The following is a 19,872-nucleotide window of genomic DNA, read 5'->3' as shown; positions in this document are numbered from 1 at the left end:
TGGCGACACCGCCGCATACCGCTGCCGAATCGCTTCCACCCGGTCCATACTTGACAGTATCGGACACCGCCCACCTGCCGCCCGACTCTACCCATCATGATGGGCCTGTTATTTCTCGGCGGATCCTTAGAATCCCAGGAAGCTCCGGTGACCCACATGATGTGACCGCTGTCAGAATCCATTTTGGCCTTGCCTAGCATTCCGCCAGGCGCAGTAGGCTGGTCGTGGAGAACCGCTCATCCGTACCGCGAGCGTGAGCGCTTGACACCAATGACCGTGAACTGAGTCCAACTCACTCACGCTCGCGATACGGACTGGTCCTCACAACTCCCATGGGCTGTGACGCAGTTCAGATCGACGTGGGATCGAAGCGGATGCGTGGCGTCTCAGTCGTCAATTCTGGCTCGCTCAGTGCCCGACCCTGGCTCGCTCAGTGCTCGACGTCGTCGCGACTGTCGCGAGGCACGAGTACACACCCCTCGTCATCCCGACCGAAGCGAGGCACGAGCGAAGTGGAGGGATCTTCCTCAGGCCCGGCGCCTCGTCATCCGGGGAAGATCCCTCGACTGCGTTCGCAGGCTCACTCCGCTCGGGATGACGGGCAGGGTTCGGAGGCTCACTCCGCTCGGGATGACGGTCGAGAGCGCAGAACCTGCTCTGAGCCGGCCGAGTGGGTCGCTTCAGTCGGGATGACCGGGGAGGCGTCCGCAGTGACGCAACTCGGCCGTTTGTCTCAGACGAGCGGCTACAGGTGGACGATCTCCAGATCGCCCCAGCGGGCGCGCAGGTGGTCGGCGGCCACGCGGCGGTGGCAGTGCTCGGTGGTGGCCTCGCTGCACAGCAGAGCCGTCGGACCAGCGAACATGGCGCGGTCGAGCGTTGCTGCCACGTCTCGCTCTTCGATCAGTGACAGGTAGCCCGCCTCGTAGGCATCCCAGGGTATCGCGCCGGACTGCGCAGCCTTGAGGAGGTCTGGCTCGGGGGCCAGCCGCAGCTCGTGGTGGTAGCCGATGCCGTGCAGCGACAGAAAGTAGGCCAGGTCGTCGCGCTTGCTGAAGCCGGCCAGCGTGCTGGTGTTGTGGAGCCGAATGTCCACCAGCTGCTTGACGCCTGCCGAGACCAGCCTGCCGAAGAAGTGGGCTGCCGACGACTTCGTGAAGCCGATGGTGTAGAGCGTCGTCGGCACGGCTGACCTCCGGGCGGGTGCGGCGTCCATCACTCGCTGTCGAACAGGCCGAGCTGATGACCGGCCGGCGGCTCCAAGCCTTTGAGTGCGCTGTCGGGGTCAATGTGGCCATCGCCGCGCAGGTGGGCCACTTCGGCGCCGCGTTCAAGCAGTGCGCGCGTGACCCAGACTCGCCGATGGCATTCGGTGGGGTCTTCTTCAGCGCACAGCAGCGCGATCCTGTACGCTTGCGCGCCGGTGAGTATGCGCTCGATGCCGTGCTGGAATCCAGACGCGGCGGCCACCTGTGGGTACGCCTCGATGCGTTCGGGGGTAGAGATGATCCTGCCCAGCTGCCGACCTCCCAGCTCCTCTCCCATGAAGAGGTACCGAAGGCCGGCCGCTGTTACGGTCGGATCGAGCGTCTCACGATTGAACTGGGTGGCGAAGCGCGAGTACGGCTGCGAGCGCACGTCCACCAGCACCTGAATCCCGTGCTGCTGGAGCAGCGCGAGCAGGCGTTCGACCGGATGGTTGGAGTGCCCGACCGTCAGAATCCTGTGCACCGGGACTCGGCCCGTTGCCCCTGGGCTACACGCGCTCGGCCACGAACAGCGGGATCTGGCGCGTCGTCTTCTGCTGGTAGTCGGCGTAGGGTGGGTACGCCTTTACCGAGACGTCCCAGAGCCGGGCACGCTCGGCTGGGTCGCTCACCTCGTGGATGCGGGCCTGGAACACCTGCTCGTGATCCTGAATGGTGACTTCCGACTGCTCGTGCAGGCTGTAGTACCACTCCGGGTTGGTGGGTGCGCCACCCTTCGATGCCACCAGCACGTACGTGCCGTCGTCCGTGACCACCCGCATCAGCGGCGCTTTCCGATGCGCGCCCGTCTTCCTGCCGGTGTAGGTGACGATGATGACCGGCAGGCCGGTCTCCCGCAGGGTGGTCCCTTCCTTGCCGCCCGACCCTTCGTAGCGCTCGACCTGCTCGCGCACCCAATCCCAGGCTGGTGGAATGTACTCAGGCATCAGTGTTCCCTCTCCCTCGTTCCTCTCCACTGCGCGGCGGCATGACTACACCTGCCGGGCGGCCGGCGATGCCGACGGCCCGCGTCCGGGCGCAGTGTGGGCCGGTGTGGCCGCGCCGTTCTTGCTGTTCCGGACCGTCACGCCGTGGCGGGCGTCCTCCAGCGACTCTTCCAGCGTCCGCATCGCGATCCGCAGGTCGCCGCCGCTGGTGATGCTGGCGTCCGTGTCGTTCGCGATGATCTGGCGGATCTCGTTGAGGGCGGCGCGCTGGCAGACCGAGGCGAGATCCGCCCCGGTCATGCCCTCGGAGCGGGCCGCCAGCAGCTCCAGGTCAACGTCGTCCGCGAGCGGCATCTTGCGGGTCTGCGCTTCCAGGATCTCGCGGCGGGCGTCCTCGTCCGGCATCGGCAGGTCGATGACGTAGGCGAAACGGCGCGGCGAGAGCAGGGCCGGATCGACCAGATCGGGGCGGTTGGTCGCCCCGAGGACCGTGACCTCGCTCAGCTCGTCCAGGGTGTCAAGCTCAGTCAGCAACTGGCTGACGACGCGGTCCACCGCGCCGCCGGTCATGTCGCCGCCACGGATCGGGGCGATGGCGTCCAGATCGTCGAAGAACAGGAGGCACGGGGCGGCCTGCCGGGCGCGCTGGAACACCTGGTGGACCGTCTTCTCGGACTCGCCCAGCCACTTCGAGAGCAGCGTGGCGGCATCAGCGGTGATCAGACTCAGGCCCGTCGAGGTGGCGATGGCCCGTGCGACGAGGCTCTTGCCGGTGCCGCTCGATCCGGTCAGCAGGACGCCACGCGGCGGGTGGATGCCGGCCGCCTGGAACAGATCGGGGCGCTGACGCGGCAGCTCGATGGCCCCCTCCAGCAGATCGCGCACCTCGTTGAGGCCGCCAACATCGGCCCAGGGGACGTTCGGCTTCTCGACCAGCACCTCGCGGGTGGCGGTCGGCTCGATGGCCTTCAGCGCCTCGTAGAAGTGGCGGGTGTGGATGCGAGCGTCCTCAGCCAGCCGCTCCAGATCGACCGCTTCCATGCCGGCCTCGTCCAGGAGCTCGCGCAGGGCCAGCATGCCAGCCTCCTTGCAGAGCACTTCGAGGTCCGCGCCGACGAAGCCGTGGGTGATCTCGGCCAGGCGCTCCAGGTTCACATCCTCGGCCATCGGGAAGCCCCGACTGTGGATGCGCAGGATCTGGAGGCGGCCGGCCGGGCTTGGCGCGTTGACGGCGATCTCGCGGTCGAAGCGGCCGGGCCGGCGCAGGGCTGGATCGACCAGGTCCGGCATGTTCGTCGCGCCGATGACGGTGACCTGTCCTCTGGAGACGAGGCCGTCCATCAGCGTCAGCAGCTGGGCCACGACGCGCTTCTCGACGTCGCCCACGACGTTTGCGCGCTTCGGGGCGATGGCGTCGATCTCGTCCAGGAAGACGATGGCCGGCGCTTCGCGGGTGGCCTGCTCGAAGACTTCACGCAGGCGGCCCTCGGACTCGCCCACGTACTTCTGCATGATCTCGGGGCCGTTGACGTGGATGAAGGTCGCCTGAACCTCCGTGGCGACGGCCCGCGCGATGAGGGTCTTGCCGGTGCCCGGAGGGCCGTACAGGAGGACGCCGCGCGGCGGCTCGATCCGCATGCGGCTGAACAGCTGCGGATACTTCATCGGCAGCTCGATCAGCTCGCGGACGCGGCTCAGCTCGCGGTCCAGGCCGCCGATGTCCTCGTAGCGGACGTTCGACGGGCCGACCTTCGAGCGCGAGGCCGGTGGGACGCGCGTGCGGATGATCGTCTCGAGCCGCACGACGACCGGGCCGGCCGGCTCGCTCTCGACGATCTGGAAGGAGCGGTCGCCGCGCGCCAGGGCGGTCACGGTGACCTTGTCGCCGGGGGTCACGACGCGCCCGGCCAGATACATCCGCGTCGCCAGGATCTCCTCGTCGGAGAGGGCCGAGGCGTCCGGAGCAGACAGGGTGATGCTGTGGGCGTCCGACGCCCCGCCGACGCGCACGCGGATGCGCTCGTCGATGCTGACCTGGGCGTTGTCGCGCAGCGTCCCGTCCAGCCGGATGACATGGCGACCGGGGATGCCCTCGGGCGAACGCTCCACGCGGACGGTGGTGCGGCGCTTGCCGGTCAGGTGGACGAGGTCGCCTGGCTTCAGCCCGAGGGCGTCAAACGATGCCTGATCGAGGCGAGCGATGCCCCGGTGGATGTCGAACGGGAACGCCTCGGCGACGCGGAGATAGACCTCACGCGCGGACTCGCCCCCCGCTCCTGCTCCATTGGTCCCCGTGTTCGGGACCACGCCGCGCACCTGCTCAACACCGCCCTGCGTCTCGTCAGCCATCCGAATCTGGTCCTCCTGCTCGCGCGCAGGAAGTGTACCCGCACACGAAACCAGCGTGACGTGGGCTGGTCGTGATGCCCCCGTCGTGCATGGCAGTGCGTCGGCCCCTATCCTTCCAGGGATGAGCGAGCAGATCGAGCAGGCGATACGGGCGGCCGGGCTGTTCCGTGGCGACCGTGTGTTGGCGACCGAGCGGATGGCCCAGGGCAAGGCTTCGACGGTATACCGCGTGTGGCTGCGCTCTGGCCGCGACGTCGTCTTCAAGAGCGCGCCCGCCAGCGTCGTCGAGACCGAAGCGCTGTGGCTGCGAGGCTGGCAGACGGTCGGTGTGGAGACGCCGGAGGTCTACGCCCATGGCGTGCTGCCCGATGGGACGCCGTACCTGCTGATGGAGTTTGTGGCCGGGCCGAGCGTCGAGTCCGAGATCGCGGCCGGACGGCTGCAGTACGACGAGACGCAGCGTCGGATCGGGCGGATGCTGGCCGCCATGCACGCGGTCCGTGCGGAAGGCTTCGGCTGGGCCGGCGAGGATCACCTCGACGAGGCCGGGCGCGGGTGCTTCGCGACCCTGCGCGAGCAACTGGCCGCCGAGAAGCTGCCGCGTGGGCTGCGGTTCGCGCTGGAGGTCGGCGCGATCTCAGAGCAGGATCTCGGGGCGGTCGAGCGGGCCGTGGACGTGCTGAGCGAGCATGTGCTGCTGACAGGGTCCAGGCGCACGCACGGCGACTTTCGCACGGGCAACATGCTGCTCAGGGGCGAGCGGCTGGTCGTGATCGATCCGTCGCCGGCCGCGACCCACCCGTACATCTGCGTGGCGTACAGCGTTCTGCTGGAAGAGCTGGAGGCTGGCGCGTTGCCGGTCTCGTTCCTGGAAGGGTACGGGGAGGTCTGGCCGATCGATGCGCGGGCGCTGGACGCGGCGCTCCTGATCCGGGCGGGCATCATGTTCGACTCGTTCGGTCGGCGGCGCGAGACCGAGTGCGGCAGGCGGTTGCCCTCGGTGTTCGCGCGGCTCCGGACGCCGTTCGCGTAGCGGGCAAGCTCTGCCCAGTGGCGTGTCTGGCGTCAATTGCAGGATCGCTCCGTGCCCGTCGTCATCCCGACCCCATTCGGCAAGCTCAGGGTGAGCTACGCGAGGAACGAGCACACCCCTCTCGTCATCCCGACCGCGGCGAGGAACGAGCGGAGTGGGGATCTTCTCCTTCTGTAGCGTGAGGAAGATCCCTCGACTGCGTTCGCACGCTCACTCCGCTCGGGATGACGGTGACGGGAGCAGCCTCACTCCGCTCGGGATGACGGGGGAGGTCGTCAGGTTTGCCCTGAGCGTGCCGAATGGGTCCGTTCGCTCGGGATGACGGATGAAGCGTCGGCGGCGACCCACCCGGGTCGTTCACGTCGGACAGGCGACTAGCTCGCGGTCTCTTCGACCGCCGGCTGGAGCGTGAGCGTCGGGGCGTACAGGAGATCGTAGAGGGCCAGCGCAAGGCTGCCCTTGACGCGCATATCGCCGCCGAACGGCGACGCGACCACCTCGACGGTCACCTCGTCCACGCGGAAGGTGTGCACCTCGATGGCCGCGCGGACGGCATCCACGAACGGCGGGAAATCGCGGGCCACGTCGCCGGAGAGCACCACCAGCCGCACGTCGATCACGCTCAAGACGTTGGCGATGGCCCGTCCCAGGTAGCGGCCGGCCTCCACGATGATCGCCAGGGCATCCGCGTCGCCGGCCCTGGCGGCGCGGTAGAGCGCGAATCGCCCGACCGGCTCGGTGCGGGCCGCCAGCTCACGGGCCAGCAGGCCGTCCGGACGGACCGCCGCGACCTCGGCCGCCCGGCGCTCCATCGCGACCTCGCTGGCGATGGTGTCCAGACAGCCGATCTTGCCACAGCCGCAGGGCTGGCGCTCGCCGGCCACCGTCGTGTGGCCCAGCGAGCCAGCCGTCCCCGTTGCGCCGCGATGCAGCCGCTGATCGAGCACCAGGCCGGCCACGATGGTGCTGGCGATGTGGACGTGGGCGAAGTCGCGGACGTGCTGCCCGAGTCCGAACATCATCTCGGCCAGGGCCATGCCGCGCCGGCCGCTGTCCAGCACAATCGGCAGGTCGACGGCCTCCTGGAGCATCGCGCGGAGCGGGACGTCCCGCCAGCCAAGCTCGGGCGCATCGCGCAGGACGCCGCCCTCCGGATCGACGATCCCTACGGCCCCCAGCCCGAAGCCGATCAACCGGCCGCGATCGGTGCCGGTCTGATCGAGCAGCGCCTCGACGCCGTCCACAAGCCGTCGGATCAGGTCGGCGGGGCCGCGCTCGGACAGGGTCGGCAGGTTCAGCCGATGAAGGATCTCCGCGCGGGGGCCGCCCACCGAGATGTTGGTCTCGTTGACGCCGATGTACGCCCCGACGACGATGCCGCTGTCGGCCGTCAGGTCGATCAGCACCTCGCGGCGGCCGGCCCGGCTGGCGCCCGCGACCGGCTCGATCTCGCCAAGCTCCTGCACCTGCCCCGCGCCGATCAGCTCCGCCACGATATTCGTGATAGTCGACGCGGTCAGGCCGGTGCGGTCCCGCAGGGCGCGGCGGGAGATCGGGCCGAAGCCGACGATGGCGCGGAGGACCGCCGCCCGATTCTGGCGCTTGAGGAGGGGAGCGTTGCCGCCGCGAACGGTGAAGCGCATCGTGAGATTCGTGCAACCAATGCATCAATCAAGCTGACTGCCCGGCGATGATAGCTGAAACGAGGAGCGACCGGGCGACAGTCGTCGGGATTGAACCTGGAGATATAGAAGACTATGCCGTTTTCGTCGGTCTGCTGCGTGCTCGGGCGTGATGCACACGCCCGTTGGCGTACCGGACACACGCAGGAGCCCCGCACCCGCGGGGCTCCGACGCTCTGGCGCTCGAGTGGCAACGACTGTCAGGTGAACGGCTGTCAGGTGCTGGACGTACCGTCCGTGATCCGTGGGCCGGTCTTCGGCGCGGCTGCCAGCAGATCGTCCTCAGTCTCGCTCTCATCTACGATCTGCACGTCCAGGGCATCGTCTTCCATGTACGTCCTCCCGCACATGGCCGGCGTCGCCGCGCGGCCGAACGGCGCCGACCGTCACCAGCGTACGCTCGTTTGCCGCCCTTGGCGACATTTCCGAGTCAGTCTCGATTGGGGCGGACCAGCAGGGCCTCGTCGAAGGTGACGCCGAAGCCGGGCGCGGTCGGCGCGGCGACGATGCCCTTCACGATCTCGGGCGCGCCCTGGACCCAGGTGACCCAGGGACGGCCACCCTCGGCCAGGGGGCGGTCGGCCAGCGCCAGGATGGCGTGCAGGCCCCAGACCTCGCTGCCACGGTGCGGGACGACCCAGATCCCGTTGGCCTGCCCCAGCGCAAAGACCTCGCGCATGGTGGTCATCCCGCCGACCCAGCAGGCATCCGGCTGCCAGACGGTCAGCGCCTTCGTCTCGACCAGGAGTTCGTAGCCCCAGCGAGTGTACTCGTGCTCGCCACCGGCAATGGGGATGCGGGTACGCTCGCCAAGCTGGCGGTGCCCGATGTAGTCATCCGCGAGCAGCGGCTCCTCCAGCCAGCCGATCTCGTACTGCTCGACGGCCGCGGCGATCTGGGCGCTGGTCTGGCGGTCCCACTTCGCGCCAGCATCCAGGTAGAGGGGGATGTCCGGGCCGACCTGTTCGCGCCCCATTCGCACGAGATCGACGATCTCCCCGATGTCGTGCTTGACGGCCGGCAGGTGCAGCTTGACGTGCGTGAAGCCGTCCTGAATCGCCGTGCCAACGGTCGGGCCGAGCGAGGCGTAGGCGGGCACCCGCTCGTGGCGCAGGCCGCCGAGCAACTGGTAGACGGGCTGGTTCTCCTGCTTGCCGAGCAGATCCCAGATCGCGAGGTCGATGCCGGACAGGGCCATGACAGGCAGCCCCTTCCGGCCGAAATGGTGGGTGGCGTGGAACATTCGGTCCCAGATGGCTGTCACATCGCGCGGATCCTGCCCGACCACGACCTCGCGCAGGATGGTGTCGATGACGTGGACGCCGGCCACGCCGCCGCCACCGACGCCGAAGCCGCGCCGCCCGTCGTCGCTCTCGACCACCACGAGGATCTGGGCCATCGCCGTGCGCCAGTCCCGCGGCTCGTTCGTGCCCTTCGGGATGACGGCCCAGACGTCGGTGATGCGGGCCATGTCAGTCGATCTCGACGCGGTTGACCGTGCGCTTCGGGGCCGGGCCGGCCTCCTGGCGCTCGATGGCGCGGTCGATCATCGTGCGTGCCGCCAGGAGCATCTCCTTGCGGGCGTTGCGGAGATGCTGCTTGCTCTCCTGGGGAAGGATCCAGTCGGGGAGCAGGTCGCTCAGGCCGGTGATGCCACTGGCCCGGCTGCGCCGCTCTCCAGCATCGTCCGCATCGGCAGTGGGCTGGTCCCGATCATGCTCAAGCATCGTCTTGCTCCGGGCGGGCGGCCGACGCTGCCAGGGATGGCGGCCGGCCGGATTCGCAGGCCACGCGAGATGGGCCACTGGAGTGAGTATAGGTCGTCCGGGGCGGCCAGTCGCGCGATTCACGGCGGTGCGGGCGGCTGGGCGGCTCCCTGGGGCGGCCACGGCTGAGCCTGGGGAGGCGCGTGAGCGATGGCAGAGGGACTGACGGTCAACCCACATCCGACGGCGATTCCGGACGACTGGATCGCGGCGTATCAGCAGTTCCGGACGGCGCTGCTGGGACACGTGACGGATGACGGGTTTGTGGACGAGAAGATCAGGCTGCTGGCGCGAGCGCCGTCGGAGCCGGTCCGGGTGGTCGGCACGGCGGTGACGGCCAGGCTGCCGGACGGCGACCTGGAAGCGCTGGTACCGGCCGTCGATCTGCTCCAGCCCGGCGACGTGCTGGTGGTCGATCATGGCGGGCGCGAGTCGCTGGCCTGCTGGGGTGAGCTGACCTCGCTGGCGGCCAGGGCGCGCGGGTGCGTGGGTGTCGTGGTGGACGGGGCTATCGCCAACCTGGCCGAGATCGCCGAGCATGGCCTGCCGACGTTTGCGCGGGCGGTGGCGGCACGGGGAGGAAGGACGCTCGGGCAGGGCGGCAGCGTGAACGTGCCGGTCCAGTGTGGCGGCGTCTCGGTCCATCCCGGCGACCTCGTGGTGGCGGACGACGACGGGGTCGTGGTGCTGCCGCCACGCTTGATGGTGGAGGTGGCCGCGCTGGCCGCGCCGCTGTACCAGCGGGGGCCGCTGGCGCGGGCGTGGTTGGAGCGTGGCGGAACGCTCGGGGAGATCGCCGGCCTCGACGGGCCAGGGATCCAGCGTCTCCTGACATCGCGCGGCCAGGGCTGAGTCCGCCGCGCCCTGACCTCATCGCCGAGCGGTGGCCTTGCTATGATGCCGGTCTGGCCGTCGCCTGGGCGGCCGTCTAGCGTCACGCGCACGCCGCGCGAGCGTGCCCTGGAGGGGACAGCGTGATCCACGAGCTACGGATCTACACCATCCGGCCCGGCATCATGGCCGAGTACCTGAAGATCGTCGAAGAGATCGGCATGGCGATCCGGAAGAACGACTACGGCACGCTGGTGGGGGCGTGGTCAACCGAGTTCGGTGCGCTCAACGAGTACTACCACCTGTGGAGCTATCGCGATCCGAACGAGCGGGCGCGGCTGCGGGCGGGCCTTCAGAAGGCTCCGGGCTGGCACGACAAGTACCTTGCGGCGACGCGCGGCATGGTGGTGGCGCAGCGCAACACGATCCTGACGCCTGACGAGGAGGTCGGGGTGCGGTCCGTCGAGTCGACGGGCAACACGTACGAGTTCCGCACCTACGGCTCGCCGCCAGGGCAGTTGAACGGCTGGCTCTCGACGTTCAAGCGGTCGTTGCCGCGGCGCGAGACCCACTCGAAGCTGGTGGCGCTGTGGACGGCCGAGGTCGGTGGGCTGAACGCGGCCTCGCACCTGTGGGTGTACAACAGCCTGGCGCACCGCGCCGAGGTCCGCGCCTCGATGGCGAAGGACACCAAGCTGGCCGAGCTGCGCGGCAACGGGGTGCAGTCGCTGAGCACGCAGGCGTCGGTGATCCTGAACCCGGCGCCGTTCTCGCCGCTGCGGTAAGCGCGGGAGGTTCCCCTGTCGTCCGTCGCTGCGCTCAGGATGCCATGATCTGGTATCGGCGACAGGGCGATTGCACGTTCGTTGATGTTCCCGAAACGCCACGAAACGCGCAGTCGGGGGTTGATGAAGCTTGACGAAATACCCACGTATTCCGTGCTCCAGGTTGGAGGCCCTCACCCCCCAGCCCCCTCTCCCTGTGCGCGGGAGAGGGGGAGCAACGACAGTCTCGTGTGTCTCCCCCTCTCCCGCGCACAGGGAGAGGGGGCTGGGGGGTGAGGGCCTTCACCACGGTAAATAATCAAGCTTCATCAAGCCCCGACGACGCCGCACGATCCGCCCAACGTACAGTCGCCCCGGCGTCGGAGAAGGCGTCGGCCAGTTGGCCGTCGGCCCGCTGGTATACTCCCAGGACTGCGGTCCTTCCTGGTCGCGGGCCAGCACGGTCATGAGCGAGGGCTATGGGCGCCGTCTCCACGCCGACTTCCCCATCCACAGCGTATGAAGCGGTTATCGGGCTGGAGGTTCACTCCCAGCTGTTGACCGCCAGCAAGATGTTCTGCGGCTGCTCAGCTGAGTACGCCGGCGCGGCTCCCAACAGCCACGTCTGCCCGGTCTGCATGGGCATGCCGGGGACGCTGCCGGTCATCAACAAGCGGGCCGTCGAGCTGGTGCTGATGACGGGCCTCGCGCTCAACTGCGAGATCCCCGAGGCCAGCAAGTTCGACCGCAAGAACTATCCGTACCCCGACCTGGTGAAGGGGTACCAGATCTCGCAGTACGATCTGCCGTTCACGCAGCATGGCTGGGTGGATGTTGAGGTCGATGGCGAGGTGCGGCGGGTCGGGATGGAGCGCGTCCACCTCGAAGAGGACACCGCGCGGCTCGTGCATGGCACCGACAGCGACGGCAAGGCGGCCAGCTTCGTCGACGTGAACCGCTCGGGCGTGCCGCTGATGGAGATCGTCAGCAAGCCGGACATCCGCTCGGCGGCCGAGGCGCGGGCCTATCTCCAGAAGCTGCGCTCGATTGTGCGGGCGCTCGGCGTCTCGACGGGCAACATGGACGAAGGGTCGTTCCGCTGCGACGCCAACATCTCGCTGCGGCCGGTCGGCGCGACCGAGTACGGCACTAAGACCGAAGTCAAGAACATGAACTCGTTCCGGGCGGTGTTCCGGGCCATCGAGTTCGAGATCCAGCGCCAGACCGAGGTGCTGAATCGCGGCGAGCGGGTGGTGCAGGAGACGCGCGGCTGGGTCGATGACCGGGGCATCACCGTCTCGCAGCGGTCCAAGGAGCAGGCGCACGACTACCGCTACTTCCCGGAGCCGGACCTGCCGCCGCTGTTCGTCTCCCGCGAGTGGGTCTCGGAGCTGCAGGCGAAGCTGCCGGAGTTGCCGGATGCCCGCCGCGAGCGGTACGTCTCCGAGCACGGCCTGACGGCGTACCTGGCCGGGCAGTTGACGGCCACGGCAGAGATCGGCGAGTTCTTCGAGCGGACGCTGACGCTCTATCCGGACCCGCGCAAGGTCGGCAACTGGATTCAGACCGAGCTGTTCCGGCTCCAGAAGGAGTCCGGCGACGAGGAGGGCGCGGGCAAGCTGCCGGCCCCCGAGCACCTGGCCGACCTGATCGAGCTGGTGGACGCTGGCACGATCAACCAGACGGCCGCCAAGCAGGTCTTTGAGGAGATGTACCGGACGGGGCGGGCGCCCTCAGAGGTCGTGCAGGCGCTCGGGCTGACCCAGGTCAGCGACGCCGACGAGCTGACGCGGATTGTGGACGAGGTGATCGCGGCGAACCCGAAGCCGGTCGCCGATTACAGGGGCGGAAAGGCCAGCGCGGCCGGCCGGCTCGTCGGCGAGGTGATGAAGGCGACGCGCGGCCGGGCCAACCCCGGCGTGGTGAACGCGCTGATGCGCGAGCGGCTCGACGCGCAGCCGGGGTGACGGGTGTTCGTTCGTCTGGTTGGGCGCGCCACATGCGCGTGATCTGCACCGGCATCAGCGGCACTGAGCGCGTCGGCTACCTCGACGAGGTCCGCGCGCTGGCGGCGGCGGCCGGCCGCGATCTCCAGATCTTCGACGTGCGCGACACGATGTTCCAGGTGGCGGCGGACGTCGGCGAGCCGGTCGAGGAAGAGACGATCCTCGACATGTTCCCGCACGCGCTGGTGCTGCTGCGGGCGGCTGCGTTGGAGAAGATCTCCAGCCTGTGCGAGCAGGCCGGCCAGTTCCAGGACTGGATCATCAACACCCACGCCGTGTTCCGCTGGAAGAACACGCTGATCTCGGGGTTCGACCCATACTACCTCCAGCGGCTCAAGCCCGACCTGTACATCACGGTCACGGCCGGCGTGCAGACGGTCCGCGAGCGGCTTCGGAAGCATCCGCGCTGGGAGGACACGACCCTCTCCGAGCTGTTGATGTGGCGCGAGGAGGAGCAGTGGGCCACCGAGGAGATGGCCCGCATCCACCACAAGCCGCAGTACCTGCTGGGCCGGGCGCTGCCGCCGCGTGCGCTGTATCGGCTGATGTTCGAGCCAGACACGAGGTCAGCCTACCTGAGCTACCCGATGCAGCATGCCGAGGGTGACCGCGCGGCGCTGGCCCATTTCAAGCAGCGGCTGGAGGAGCGGCTCCTGATCTTCGATCCGGCCGACGTGAACGACTTCGAGGTCGAGCGGCCGGCTGACGCGCAACGACCGGCCATCCGGAGCGACGGCACCGCCGAGCTGCGCCGGGCCGTCGAGGCCGTGCCGGCCGAGTCGGACACGTTCAGCGAGCGCGAGCTGCGCCACGTGGCCGATCAGATCATCTTCCGCGACTACAAGCTGATCGCCCAGTCCGACTTTGTCGTGGTCTTCTACGATGCGCTGGTGCCCTCGCCGGGCGTCATCAGCGAGATGAACTACGCCCTCCAGACCGGCAAGCGGGTGTACGGCGTCTGGCTGCCGACCAGCCCGCCCTCGCCGTTCTTCACGCGCTACTGCTCGAAGGTGTTTGCCAGCGCGGACGACCTGTTCGCGTACTTCGAGCGGCACGGGGTCATCGGGGCAGAAGCGCCGGCCGGCGGCTGAGCCTGGGCAGGTGGGCTGTCAGTTGCCGACGCCCATGCCGCCCGGCGGGAACAGCTTCAGCATCACCCGCCCATCCGAGCCGATCCAGCCCGTGAACACCGTCTGATTCCGCACGATGACGACCGACACGCCCACGTCGAGCGTAGTGGTTCGGCCGTCCGCGGCCACGAGGCGCAGCGAGATCGGCTCGGTGCGGTACTCGGCGAGCGGCCGGCCTACGATCGCTTCGAGGGTGTCCCAGGTGGCCTGCCGGACCTGCTCGAACGTCGGGATCGGCGACTCGGGCTGGTGGCAGGGCAGCAGACAGAGTGTCTGGTAGCCGTCCAGGTCGGGTGTGAGGACCAGCGTGCGTGTCACCTCGCCTGCGCTCAGCGTCGCACGGGCTGCCGTACGGCTGGCGCACACGTCTGGCAGCAACTTCGCGAGGGCGGGAAGGTTGAGTGAGCCGAGTGACGCATGTGACGTGCGCCAGGCCGCACGCTCCCGTTGCAGGTCGTCTGCTGCGAGTGGCCCACTGGGCCTGCCCTCCGCCATCAGGGCACGGATGGCTGCTGTGACGGCATCGCCGATGTCCGCACTGTCGCGGGCGAATCGGTCGAGCGCCACTCGGCGCAGGGCCGCCACGAGGTCGGCGGGCGGCGCGGCCGTGCTCGTTGGCGACCGAAGCTCGGCCTGGATGGCGGGCAGGCCGCCCGTCAGTACGCGGACCTCGCTGACTGGCGGGCGCGGCGGCAGCTCCAGCACGAGGTCGTGCCAGCGGCTGCCGGTCCCTGGCCGCGGTGTGCCGAGACAGCCTGGCGTCTCGAAGCGCTCGGCCGTGCGGACCCAGTGCCAGTGGTCAGGCGCGTCAGGAGCGCGCAGCAGGAAGCGCGGACTGTCCGGGCCGCGGGTCAGACCGTCGTGTGCAGGCGTGGCGGCCGGCGGCAGCAGGATCAAGTCGGCAAGGCCCAACTGGCGGATGGCCAGCTCGTGAGCGGCGACGAGCGGCCCGGCCAGCGCGGACGCCACGACCCGGCTATCCTCGCCGATGCTCACGCCCGGGCTGACGCGCATCTGCCCCTTGAGGTAGGCGTCGATGACGGCCAGGTGGGCCGGGTGTCCGACGTGCGCAAGCGCCGCCAGTGTGAAGACGGCCCCGCGCGGGGTGACCTCCAGGGTGGCACCACTCGACGTGACGCTGCTGCCCAGCGACAGGGGTGTCGGAGCAATCGGCCAGCGAAACACGGTCAGTCGCCCGCGCTGTCGCCGCCCGGGTCGTCGCCGCCCGCCGAGGTGGACAGGCGTCGGACGGCCTCGACCGGCTGTGCACCGGTCAGCTTGAGCAGGTCCGCGACGGCGATCTTGAGGTTGAGGCCGCGTCGGCCGCCGTTCACCAGGATCCATTCGTGGTCGAGGGCGGCGCGCTCGATGCAGACCTGGAACGGCTTGTTGACCAGGGCCAGCGCCCCGATGCCTCCGACCAGGAGGCCGGTCAGACGTTCAGCTTCGCGCTGGGGAGCCATCCTGACCGACTTCGTGCCAAGCTCGCGGGCGAGGGTACGGGGGTCAAGCTCGTCCGGCCCGGCGATCATCACCAGCAGGGGACGCGCCCCGGCCTCCTCACGCAACGCCACCAGCGTCTTGTACACCTGCCCGGGAGGCACGCCGAGCACCTCCGCGACCCCTGCCGCCGAGTGGATCTCGGGGTCGTAGGTGAGCGCTTCATAGGCCACGCGCTTCTGATCCAGCAGGCGAATCGCATTGGTCTTTTCGAGCTTCTCGCGGGCCATAGGGGGAGGATAGCGAATCGAAGCCAGCAGCAGCATCGACGGTGCTGTGGCTCGCGGCCGGCATCACCATCGTTTGGCCGCGCTTGTGCGCCTGTGATGCTTTTGCTACCCTTCGACCGTCCGGGCCGATCTCCAAACGTGCTACAGATGGAGTGGGCGGGGGTCGGCGCTGGGATGGGCTCGCTGAGCCGGGAGAGTGCAGCGGACCCCAAACCTTCTTGGGATGTCTATGCTCGGTCGCTCTGCTCAGACGAGCGTCCTGCGGAGACGCCTCCTTGGCGGTCTCGCAGTGGTTGGATTGTCGGTACTGGCCGCGGGCTGTGATCGCAAGCTGCCAATCATCCCGACCCCGCTCGCCACGCCGGCCCAGCCGAAGCGCGCCGCACCGACGCCGCTCGAACCGGCGGGTGTCCCGACATCGCCGGCCCTGTGGGTGGGGGCGACGTTCGGGAAGTCGGTGGCGTTGGAAGGTGTCACGCTCGATCAGGAGTCGGCGCGGGCCGGCGAGTATCTCCGCCTCTGGCTGCACTGGCAGTCCATCGCGCCGGCCGCCGAGGACTTGCGGTCCATCGGGCGACTGGTGACGCCCCAGGGCCGAGTGCTCGGCAGCGAGGACGACCAGATCGGCGGCCGGCGGCGGCACCTGACGCGCTGGCAGGTTGGCGAGCGCTGCGTGGACGAGATGCGGCTGCGGATCCTGCCGAGCGCCTCGCCCGGCGAGTACGGGCTGGTGATCGGCGTGCTGCGGCCGGACAACCAGACGGCGGTGCCGGTCACGACCCGCCCGCAGGCAGCGGCGAGCTGGCACGAAGACGCGGTGCTGGTGGCGATGGTCGAGGTGTCAGCCGGGTAGTTCGATCGTAGGCTGCGCCTGGGAAGCGCGACGCGCGGCCTCAGCATGCCGACGTACGGGCGCGCCACCCAGGATGTGTCCTCGCGCCTACCCCTTTGGCGACGACTCTTGCGCCGCCTTGCGCTGGCCGCGCCGGTTGGCGATCCAGCCGACGGTCATCAGGATGAAGAACACCGACAATCCGCCCAACCAGGCCGCGCCGTTCGCCCACTGGGCGCGGGCGATGTTCGGGTCCGTGGGTGCCAGCCGCAGCCGCACGATCGAGCCTTCGCCCTGCGCCGAACCCTGCCCGAACACGGACACGTACAGGTTGCCGTCCGGGCCAAAGGTGATGGCGGTCGGAGCGCGCAGCCCCTCAGCCAGGATGTCCTTCTGCTCGTTGCCGACCTGGGCAGCGCGGAGCACGCGGCCGGTGAACTCGACCACATACATGGCGCCGTCCGGGCCGAAGGTCACGCCGACGGGCGTCCGCAGCTTGGTGGCGGCGTCGGCGATCTTGCCGTCCTTGGTGATCCGGGTGATCTTGTTGGAGGCCCACTCGGCGACGTAGAGCGCGCCGTCCGGGCCGGCGGCCACGCCGGTCATCGCGCGGTTCGACTTCGGGTACTCGACCACCTGGCGCGCCGAGCCGGTGGTCGGATCGACCTCGATGAGTTGTTCCTGGTTGGCGTCGGTGACGTAGAGCAGGCCTTCCGAGGCCGCCATACCGTAGGCCATGCCGGCCGGCACGTCGGCGCGAGGGTCTTCGCGACGGGCCTTCGCGGGGTGCGCCAGGACGTGCGCGGTCATGTCCCAGACCAGCCGCATCTGCCCGTTGTCGAGCAGCTCGTAGACGCCGCTGTGGAACTCCGGGTTGCCGATCTCCCAGCCGCCCGACGCCATCAGGATGTAGGTCTTCTCGCCGATGAAGGCCACGGCGCTCGGGCCACACTCCTCGTTGACGGCGCTTACGAACGACGGCAGGTTCTTGGCGAGCAGGAACTTGTCGCCGTTCGGGGCGATGCGGAGCACCTGCCCGGTCTTGCCGTACTTCTGCGGCTTCTCTCGGCCAACGTCGATGAGTTCGGGGCCGCCGGTGCCAGCCGAGGCGACGATCAGGTTGCGGTCGTCTCGGAAGGCGAGGCCGCGCGGGTTGATCAAGCCACCCACGAACGTCTCAATCGGGATGCCGACCTTTGAGACGGCCTGTTGGAGCGACGATGGATCGTCTACGGCGGCGATAGCATCGCCGTTGCCGGTGTGCGAGCGGAGGTCGTCAGCCGCGTTGAGCGCCGCCGGAAGCGCGCTGTAGACGCCGAGGCCCGACCGACCGAGCGATGCGCTGAAGGCCGGGGCGCTCTCGCCAGCCGACCACGGCGTGCCGGTCGGCGTGGCAGCGCTATCCGAATCGTCGGTGGCGGCTGCCGCGGTCCGGGCTGTGCGCTCCAGGCGCAGCGCCAGGTATCCATTCGGATCGAGTGCGGGGACGGCGGTGCTCACCTGAATGCCGAGCGCCCGCAGACGGTGCTCGGACTGCTGCACCATGCCGTGTCCGCGCGCATCGGTCAGCAGCAGCGTGGACGATCCGACCGCCATCTTGCCGGCGTAGTCGGTGACGCTGTCAATCGAGCGGTCGTCGATGCCGATGCCGGCCAGCAGCGTCCGCAGGGAGCGAAACGCCGTGCCGCCGCCTTCGAGCTTGACGTTGGCAAGATCGCGGTCGAGGATCACGGCCTCATCTGGCCGTCGGATCGCTCCGACCTCACTCACGACCCGGAGAAATGGGGTATTGGTGCGGCCGGCCGCCTCTTCCTGCCCGTAGTAGCGGGCGAGCGGCGCGAGAGGATAGACCACCAGCACCACGGACACCGCGGCGATGGCGACCTGCCACTGTCGGTTTGTGGTGGCCCAGCGCTGCCACGTAGAGGCCAGCAGCGTGCCGATTCCAGCAAAGGCGATGGGTAGGAGTGGCATGAGATACCGTCCGTCGGAGATCGGGACGTACTTGCGTTGATTGAAGTACGGCATGATGAGGCACGACGAGAGGAACACGAGGAGCAGCAGCGGCGCGCCTCGTCGCGCGGTGTAGACCAGGCCAGCCAGCGTGAGGCCGGCGTAGAGCCAGAGGGTGGGATCGAGCAGGTAGGCCAGCGAGCCGCCTCGCTCGTCGACGGCGCCGGCGAGGTAGCGCAGCAGCATCAGCCCGTGTGGCCCGTGGTTGGCAAGGTAGATGGCCGGCGTGACGGTATCGACGCCAGCGTCATACCGATCCTTGATCGTCGCGGCAGCGGTGATGCTGTCGAAGTCGGTGAGCACGTTGTAGAGGATCATGTTGCTGTAGGCCGCCACGAACAGCAGCGCGGCAAGGTACGGCCACGGCGTGGTGAGCAATCGCCGGCCGCTCCAGAGGACGTAGATCGCGGCGCCGGGCAGGAGCACCAGGGTGGCAGGGTGCGTGTTCAGGGCCACGCCCCAGGTGAACCCGCTGCCCAGGAGGGCCGCGCGGCTGCCATCGTGGACGCCGCGCAGCAGCAGCCAGATCGCCAGGGTGGTGATCGTCGGCGTCAGGCAGTGCGACCACCCGATGTGGGCGTTGGAGAGGATGATGCTGCCACTCGTCGCCAGCAGCGCCGCCGCCACGATGCCAGCCAGCCGCCCGCCGATCTCCCGCGCCAACAGGTAGGTGAACCCGACGGCCAGCGCCCCGGCGACGGCCATCACCATGCGGGGTGAGAGGGCGCTGATGCCGGTGACCCAGTAGACGACCACCAGCAGCCACTGGTAGATCCCGCCGATGTAGTCGTCGAGGTTGATGAGCTGTTTCGGCCAGGGAACGGCCCCGTGGTACAGCTCGATGGCTTTGAGAACTTCGCGCGTCTCGTCGGTGAAGCGCGGGATGGTCCACAGGTACGGCAGCCGCATCGCCAGCCCCCCGAGCGTCAGCCCGACGATCAGGAGTGCGTCAAGGGAGCGCAGGGCGGCGAGGCCGGTGCGTCTGGCGGGGACGGCAGGCCGGGGGACGGGAACCGACGCCGCCTCTGAGGCCGGAGCGGGCATCGGCGTAGACAAACTCATGCTGCATTCCAGAGAGCGCCGGGCGCGGAGGTGGACAGACGCCCCGCCGGAGTGTACCGGTCGCCGCGCAGCCGTCACCAGGGAAGCCGTGCACACACCAGGGCGATTGCCTGTTCATTGGTGTCCCCGAAGCATCATGGAACGGGCGGTCGGGGGTTGAAACCCCCGCCTACAGTCATTCAGTCGCTGCGCGACGGACACTGGAAACGGCGTCGTCTGGTGAGACCGGGGCGTCGCGCAGCGACTGCAGGATGGTAGGCGGGGCTTTCAAGCCCCGACGAGGCGGCACGACGACATCAACAGGCAATCGTCCTGGCGCTGCCCTCAGGGCGATTGCATGACGAGCACGTCCTGCGACCTCGTCGGGGACTGAAGTCCCCGCCTACAGTCACGCCGTCGCTGCGCGACGGCCGTCGGGAACGGCAGGCACTGGTGCGACTGGCGCGTCGCGCAGCGACTGCAGGATGGTAGGCGGGGCTT

At 69.0% G+C, this 19,872-nt stretch carries 16 protein-coding genes; 6 read left to right on the top strand and 10 right to left on the bottom strand.

Translation table 11 applies throughout. From position 1 onward, the window contains the following. Positions 1-745: 745 nt before the first annotated feature. From IT306_27355 to IT306_27340, 4 genes are read right to left on the bottom strand one after another with little or no spacing between them, the layout of a single operon-like run. On the bottom strand, positions 746-1,216 hold the full coding sequence (locus IT306_27355) for a DUF488 domain-containing protein (protein ID MCC7372163.1): 471 nt from the start codon (positions 1,214-1,216) through the stop codon (positions 746-748). After that, positions 1,216-1,731: a DUF488 domain-containing protein gene (locus tag IT306_27350; GenBank protein ID MCC7372162.1), complete on the bottom strand. Its 516-nt coding sequence runs from the start codon at positions 1,729-1,731 to the stop codon at positions 1,216-1,218. Before IT306_27350 ends, IT306_27355 begins: the two co-directional genes overlap by 1 nt. Before the next feature lie 25 nt (positions 1,732-1,756). After that, positions 1,757-2,194: a nitroreductase family deazaflavin-dependent oxidoreductase gene (locus IT306_27345; GenBank protein ID MCC7372161.1), complete on the bottom strand. Its 438-nt coding sequence runs from the start codon at positions 2,192-2,194 to the stop codon at positions 1,757-1,759. Between the two features lie 45 nt (positions 2,195-2,239). Continuing rightward, the gene (locus IT306_27340; protein MCC7372160.1) at positions 2,240-4,543 is read right to left on the bottom strand and encodes a CDC48 family AAA ATPase; all 2,304 of its coding nucleotides are present in this window, start codon (positions 4,541-4,543) and stop codon (positions 2,240-2,242) included. A gap of 121 nt (positions 4,544-4,664) precedes the next feature. Here IT306_27340 and IT306_27335 point away from each other — a divergent pair, with 121 nt between their 5' ends. Continuing rightward, complete coding sequence (locus IT306_27335) at positions 4,665-5,576, top strand: phosphotransferase (GenBank protein ID MCC7372159.1); 912 nt, start codon at positions 4,665-4,667, stop codon at positions 5,574-5,576. Positions 5,577-5,950: 374 nt separating this feature from the next. On the opposite strand, the gene IT306_27330 is transcribed toward IT306_27335, so the two are convergent. From IT306_27330 to IT306_27320, 3 genes are all read right to left on the bottom strand, one after another. Further along, a complete protein-coding gene (locus tag IT306_27330; GenBank protein ID MCC7372158.1) occupies positions 5,951-7,219 on the bottom strand; it encodes an ROK family transcriptional regulator in 1,269 nt (422 codons plus the stop codon). A 469-nt stretch (positions 7,220-7,688) separates the two neighbouring features. Then, positions 7,689-8,729: a mandelate racemase/muconate lactonizing enzyme family protein gene (locus IT306_27325; protein ID MCC7372157.1), complete on the bottom strand. Its 1,041-nt coding sequence runs from the start codon at positions 8,727-8,729 to the stop codon at positions 7,689-7,691. A gap of 1 nt (position 8,730) precedes the next feature. After that, complete coding sequence (locus tag IT306_27320; protein ID MCC7372156.1) at positions 8,731-8,985, bottom strand: hypothetical protein; 255 nt, start codon at positions 8,983-8,985, stop codon at positions 8,731-8,733. A 189-nt stretch (positions 8,986-9,174) separates the two neighbouring features. Between IT306_27320 and IT306_27315 the strand changes: the two genes are divergently transcribed. From IT306_27315 to IT306_27300, 4 genes are all read left to right on the top strand, one after another. Further along, on the top strand, positions 9,175-9,876 hold the full coding sequence (locus tag IT306_27315; GenBank protein MCC7372155.1) for an RraA family protein: 702 nt from the start codon (positions 9,175-9,177) through the stop codon (positions 9,874-9,876). 122 nt (positions 9,877-9,998) lie between these two features. Next, positions 9,999-10,640 carry an NIPSNAP family protein gene (locus tag IT306_27310; GenBank protein MCC7372154.1) on the top strand — a complete coding sequence of 214 codons (642 nt, stop codon included), beginning with the start codon at positions 9,999-10,001 and terminating at the stop codon, positions 10,638-10,640. Positions 10,641-11,098: 458 nt separating this feature from the next. After that, positions 11,099-12,586 (top strand): Asp-tRNA(Asn)/Glu-tRNA(Gln) amidotransferase subunit GatB, encoded by a 1,488-nt coding sequence (gene gatB, locus IT306_27305; GenBank protein MCC7372153.1) that lies wholly within the window; start codon positions 11,099-11,101, stop codon positions 12,584-12,586. 32 nt (positions 12,587-12,618) lie between these two features. Further along, positions 12,619-13,716 carry a hypothetical protein gene (locus tag IT306_27300; protein ID MCC7372152.1) on the top strand — a complete coding sequence of 366 codons (1,098 nt, stop codon included), beginning with the start codon at positions 12,619-12,621 and terminating at the stop codon, positions 13,714-13,716. Positions 13,717-13,734: 18 nt separating this feature from the next. Here the strand turns inward: IT306_27300 and IT306_27295 are convergent, their stop codons facing one another. Both IT306_27295 and IT306_27290 read right to left on the bottom strand, forming a co-directional pair. Then, positions 13,735-14,940, bottom strand: coding sequence for a hypothetical protein (locus tag IT306_27295; GenBank protein MCC7372151.1), 1,206 nt, complete (start codon positions 14,938-14,940; stop codon positions 13,735-13,737). 2 nt (positions 14,941-14,942) lie between these two features. Beyond that, positions 14,943-15,521, bottom strand: coding sequence for an aminoacyl-tRNA deacylase (locus IT306_27290; GenBank protein MCC7372150.1), 579 nt, complete (start codon positions 15,519-15,521; stop codon positions 14,943-14,945). A 253-nt stretch (positions 15,522-15,774) separates the two neighbouring features. Between IT306_27290 and IT306_27285 the strand changes: the two genes are divergently transcribed. Then, positions 15,775-16,338, top strand: coding sequence for a hypothetical protein (locus IT306_27285; GenBank protein ID MCC7372149.1), 564 nt, complete (start codon positions 15,775-15,777; stop codon positions 16,336-16,338). Positions 16,339-16,425: 87 nt separating this feature from the next. Here IT306_27285 and IT306_27280 read toward each other — a convergent pair whose 3' ends face one another. After that, a complete protein-coding gene (locus tag IT306_27280; GenBank protein ID MCC7372148.1) occupies positions 16,426-19,392 on the bottom strand; it encodes a ScyD/ScyE family protein in 2,967 nt (988 codons plus the stop codon). Positions 19,393-19,872 lie beyond the last annotated feature (480 nt).

It is taken from the genome of Chloroflexota bacterium (assembly GCA_020850535.1).
GTDB lineage: Bacteria > Chloroflexota > UBA6077 > UBA6077 > JACCZL01 > JADZEM01.
The sequence above is the reverse complement of the archived record's forward strand: the minus strand, read 5'-3'. Positions and strand labels throughout refer to the sequence as shown.

What these genes read in the sequence shown, in the direction of transcription:
- IT306_27355 (MCC7372163.1), bottom strand. Translation starts at nt 1,216, where the DNA reads ATGGACGCCGCACCCGCCCGGAGGTCAGCCGTGCCGACGACGCTCTAC.
- IT306_27345 (MCC7372161.1), bottom strand. Translation starts at nt 2,194, where the DNA reads ATGCCTGAGTACATTCCACCAGCCTGGGATTGGGTGCGCGAGCAGGTC.
- IT306_27340 (MCC7372160.1), bottom strand. Translation starts at nt 4,543, where the DNA reads ATGGCTGACGAGACGCAGGGCGGTGTTGAGCAGGTGCGCGGCGTGGTC.
- IT306_27335 (MCC7372159.1), top strand. Translation starts at nt 4,665, where the DNA reads ATGAGCGAGCAGATCGAGCAGGCGATACGGGCGGCCGGGCTGTTCCGT.
- IT306_27330 (MCC7372158.1), bottom strand. Translation starts at nt 7,219, where the DNA reads ATGCGCTTCACCGTTCGCGGCGGCAACGCTCCCCTCCTCAAGCGCCAG.
- IT306_27325 (MCC7372157.1), bottom strand. Translation starts at nt 8,729, where the DNA reads ATGGCCCGCATCACCGACGTCTGGGCCGTCATCCCGAAGGGCACGAAC.
- IT306_27320 (MCC7372156.1), bottom strand. Translation starts at nt 8,985, where the DNA reads ATGCTTGAGCATGATCGGGACCAGCCCACTGCCGATGCGGACGATGCT.
- IT306_27315 (MCC7372155.1), top strand. Translation starts at nt 9,175, where the DNA reads ATGGCAGAGGGACTGACGGTCAACCCACATCCGACGGCGATTCCGGAC.
- gatB (MCC7372153.1), top strand. Translation starts at nt 11,099, where the DNA reads ATGGGCGCCGTCTCCACGCCGACTTCCCCATCCACAGCGTATGAAGCG.
- IT306_27300 (MCC7372152.1), top strand. Translation starts at nt 12,619, where the DNA reads ATGCGCGTGATCTGCACCGGCATCAGCGGCACTGAGCGCGTCGGCTAC.
- IT306_27290 (MCC7372150.1), bottom strand. Translation starts at nt 15,521, where the DNA reads ATGCTGCTGCTGGCTTCGATTCGCTATCCTCCCCCTATGGCCCGCGAG.
- IT306_27280 (MCC7372148.1), bottom strand. Translation starts at nt 19,392, where the DNA reads ATGAGTTTGTCTACGCCGATGCCCGCTCCGGCCTCAGAGGCGGCGTCG.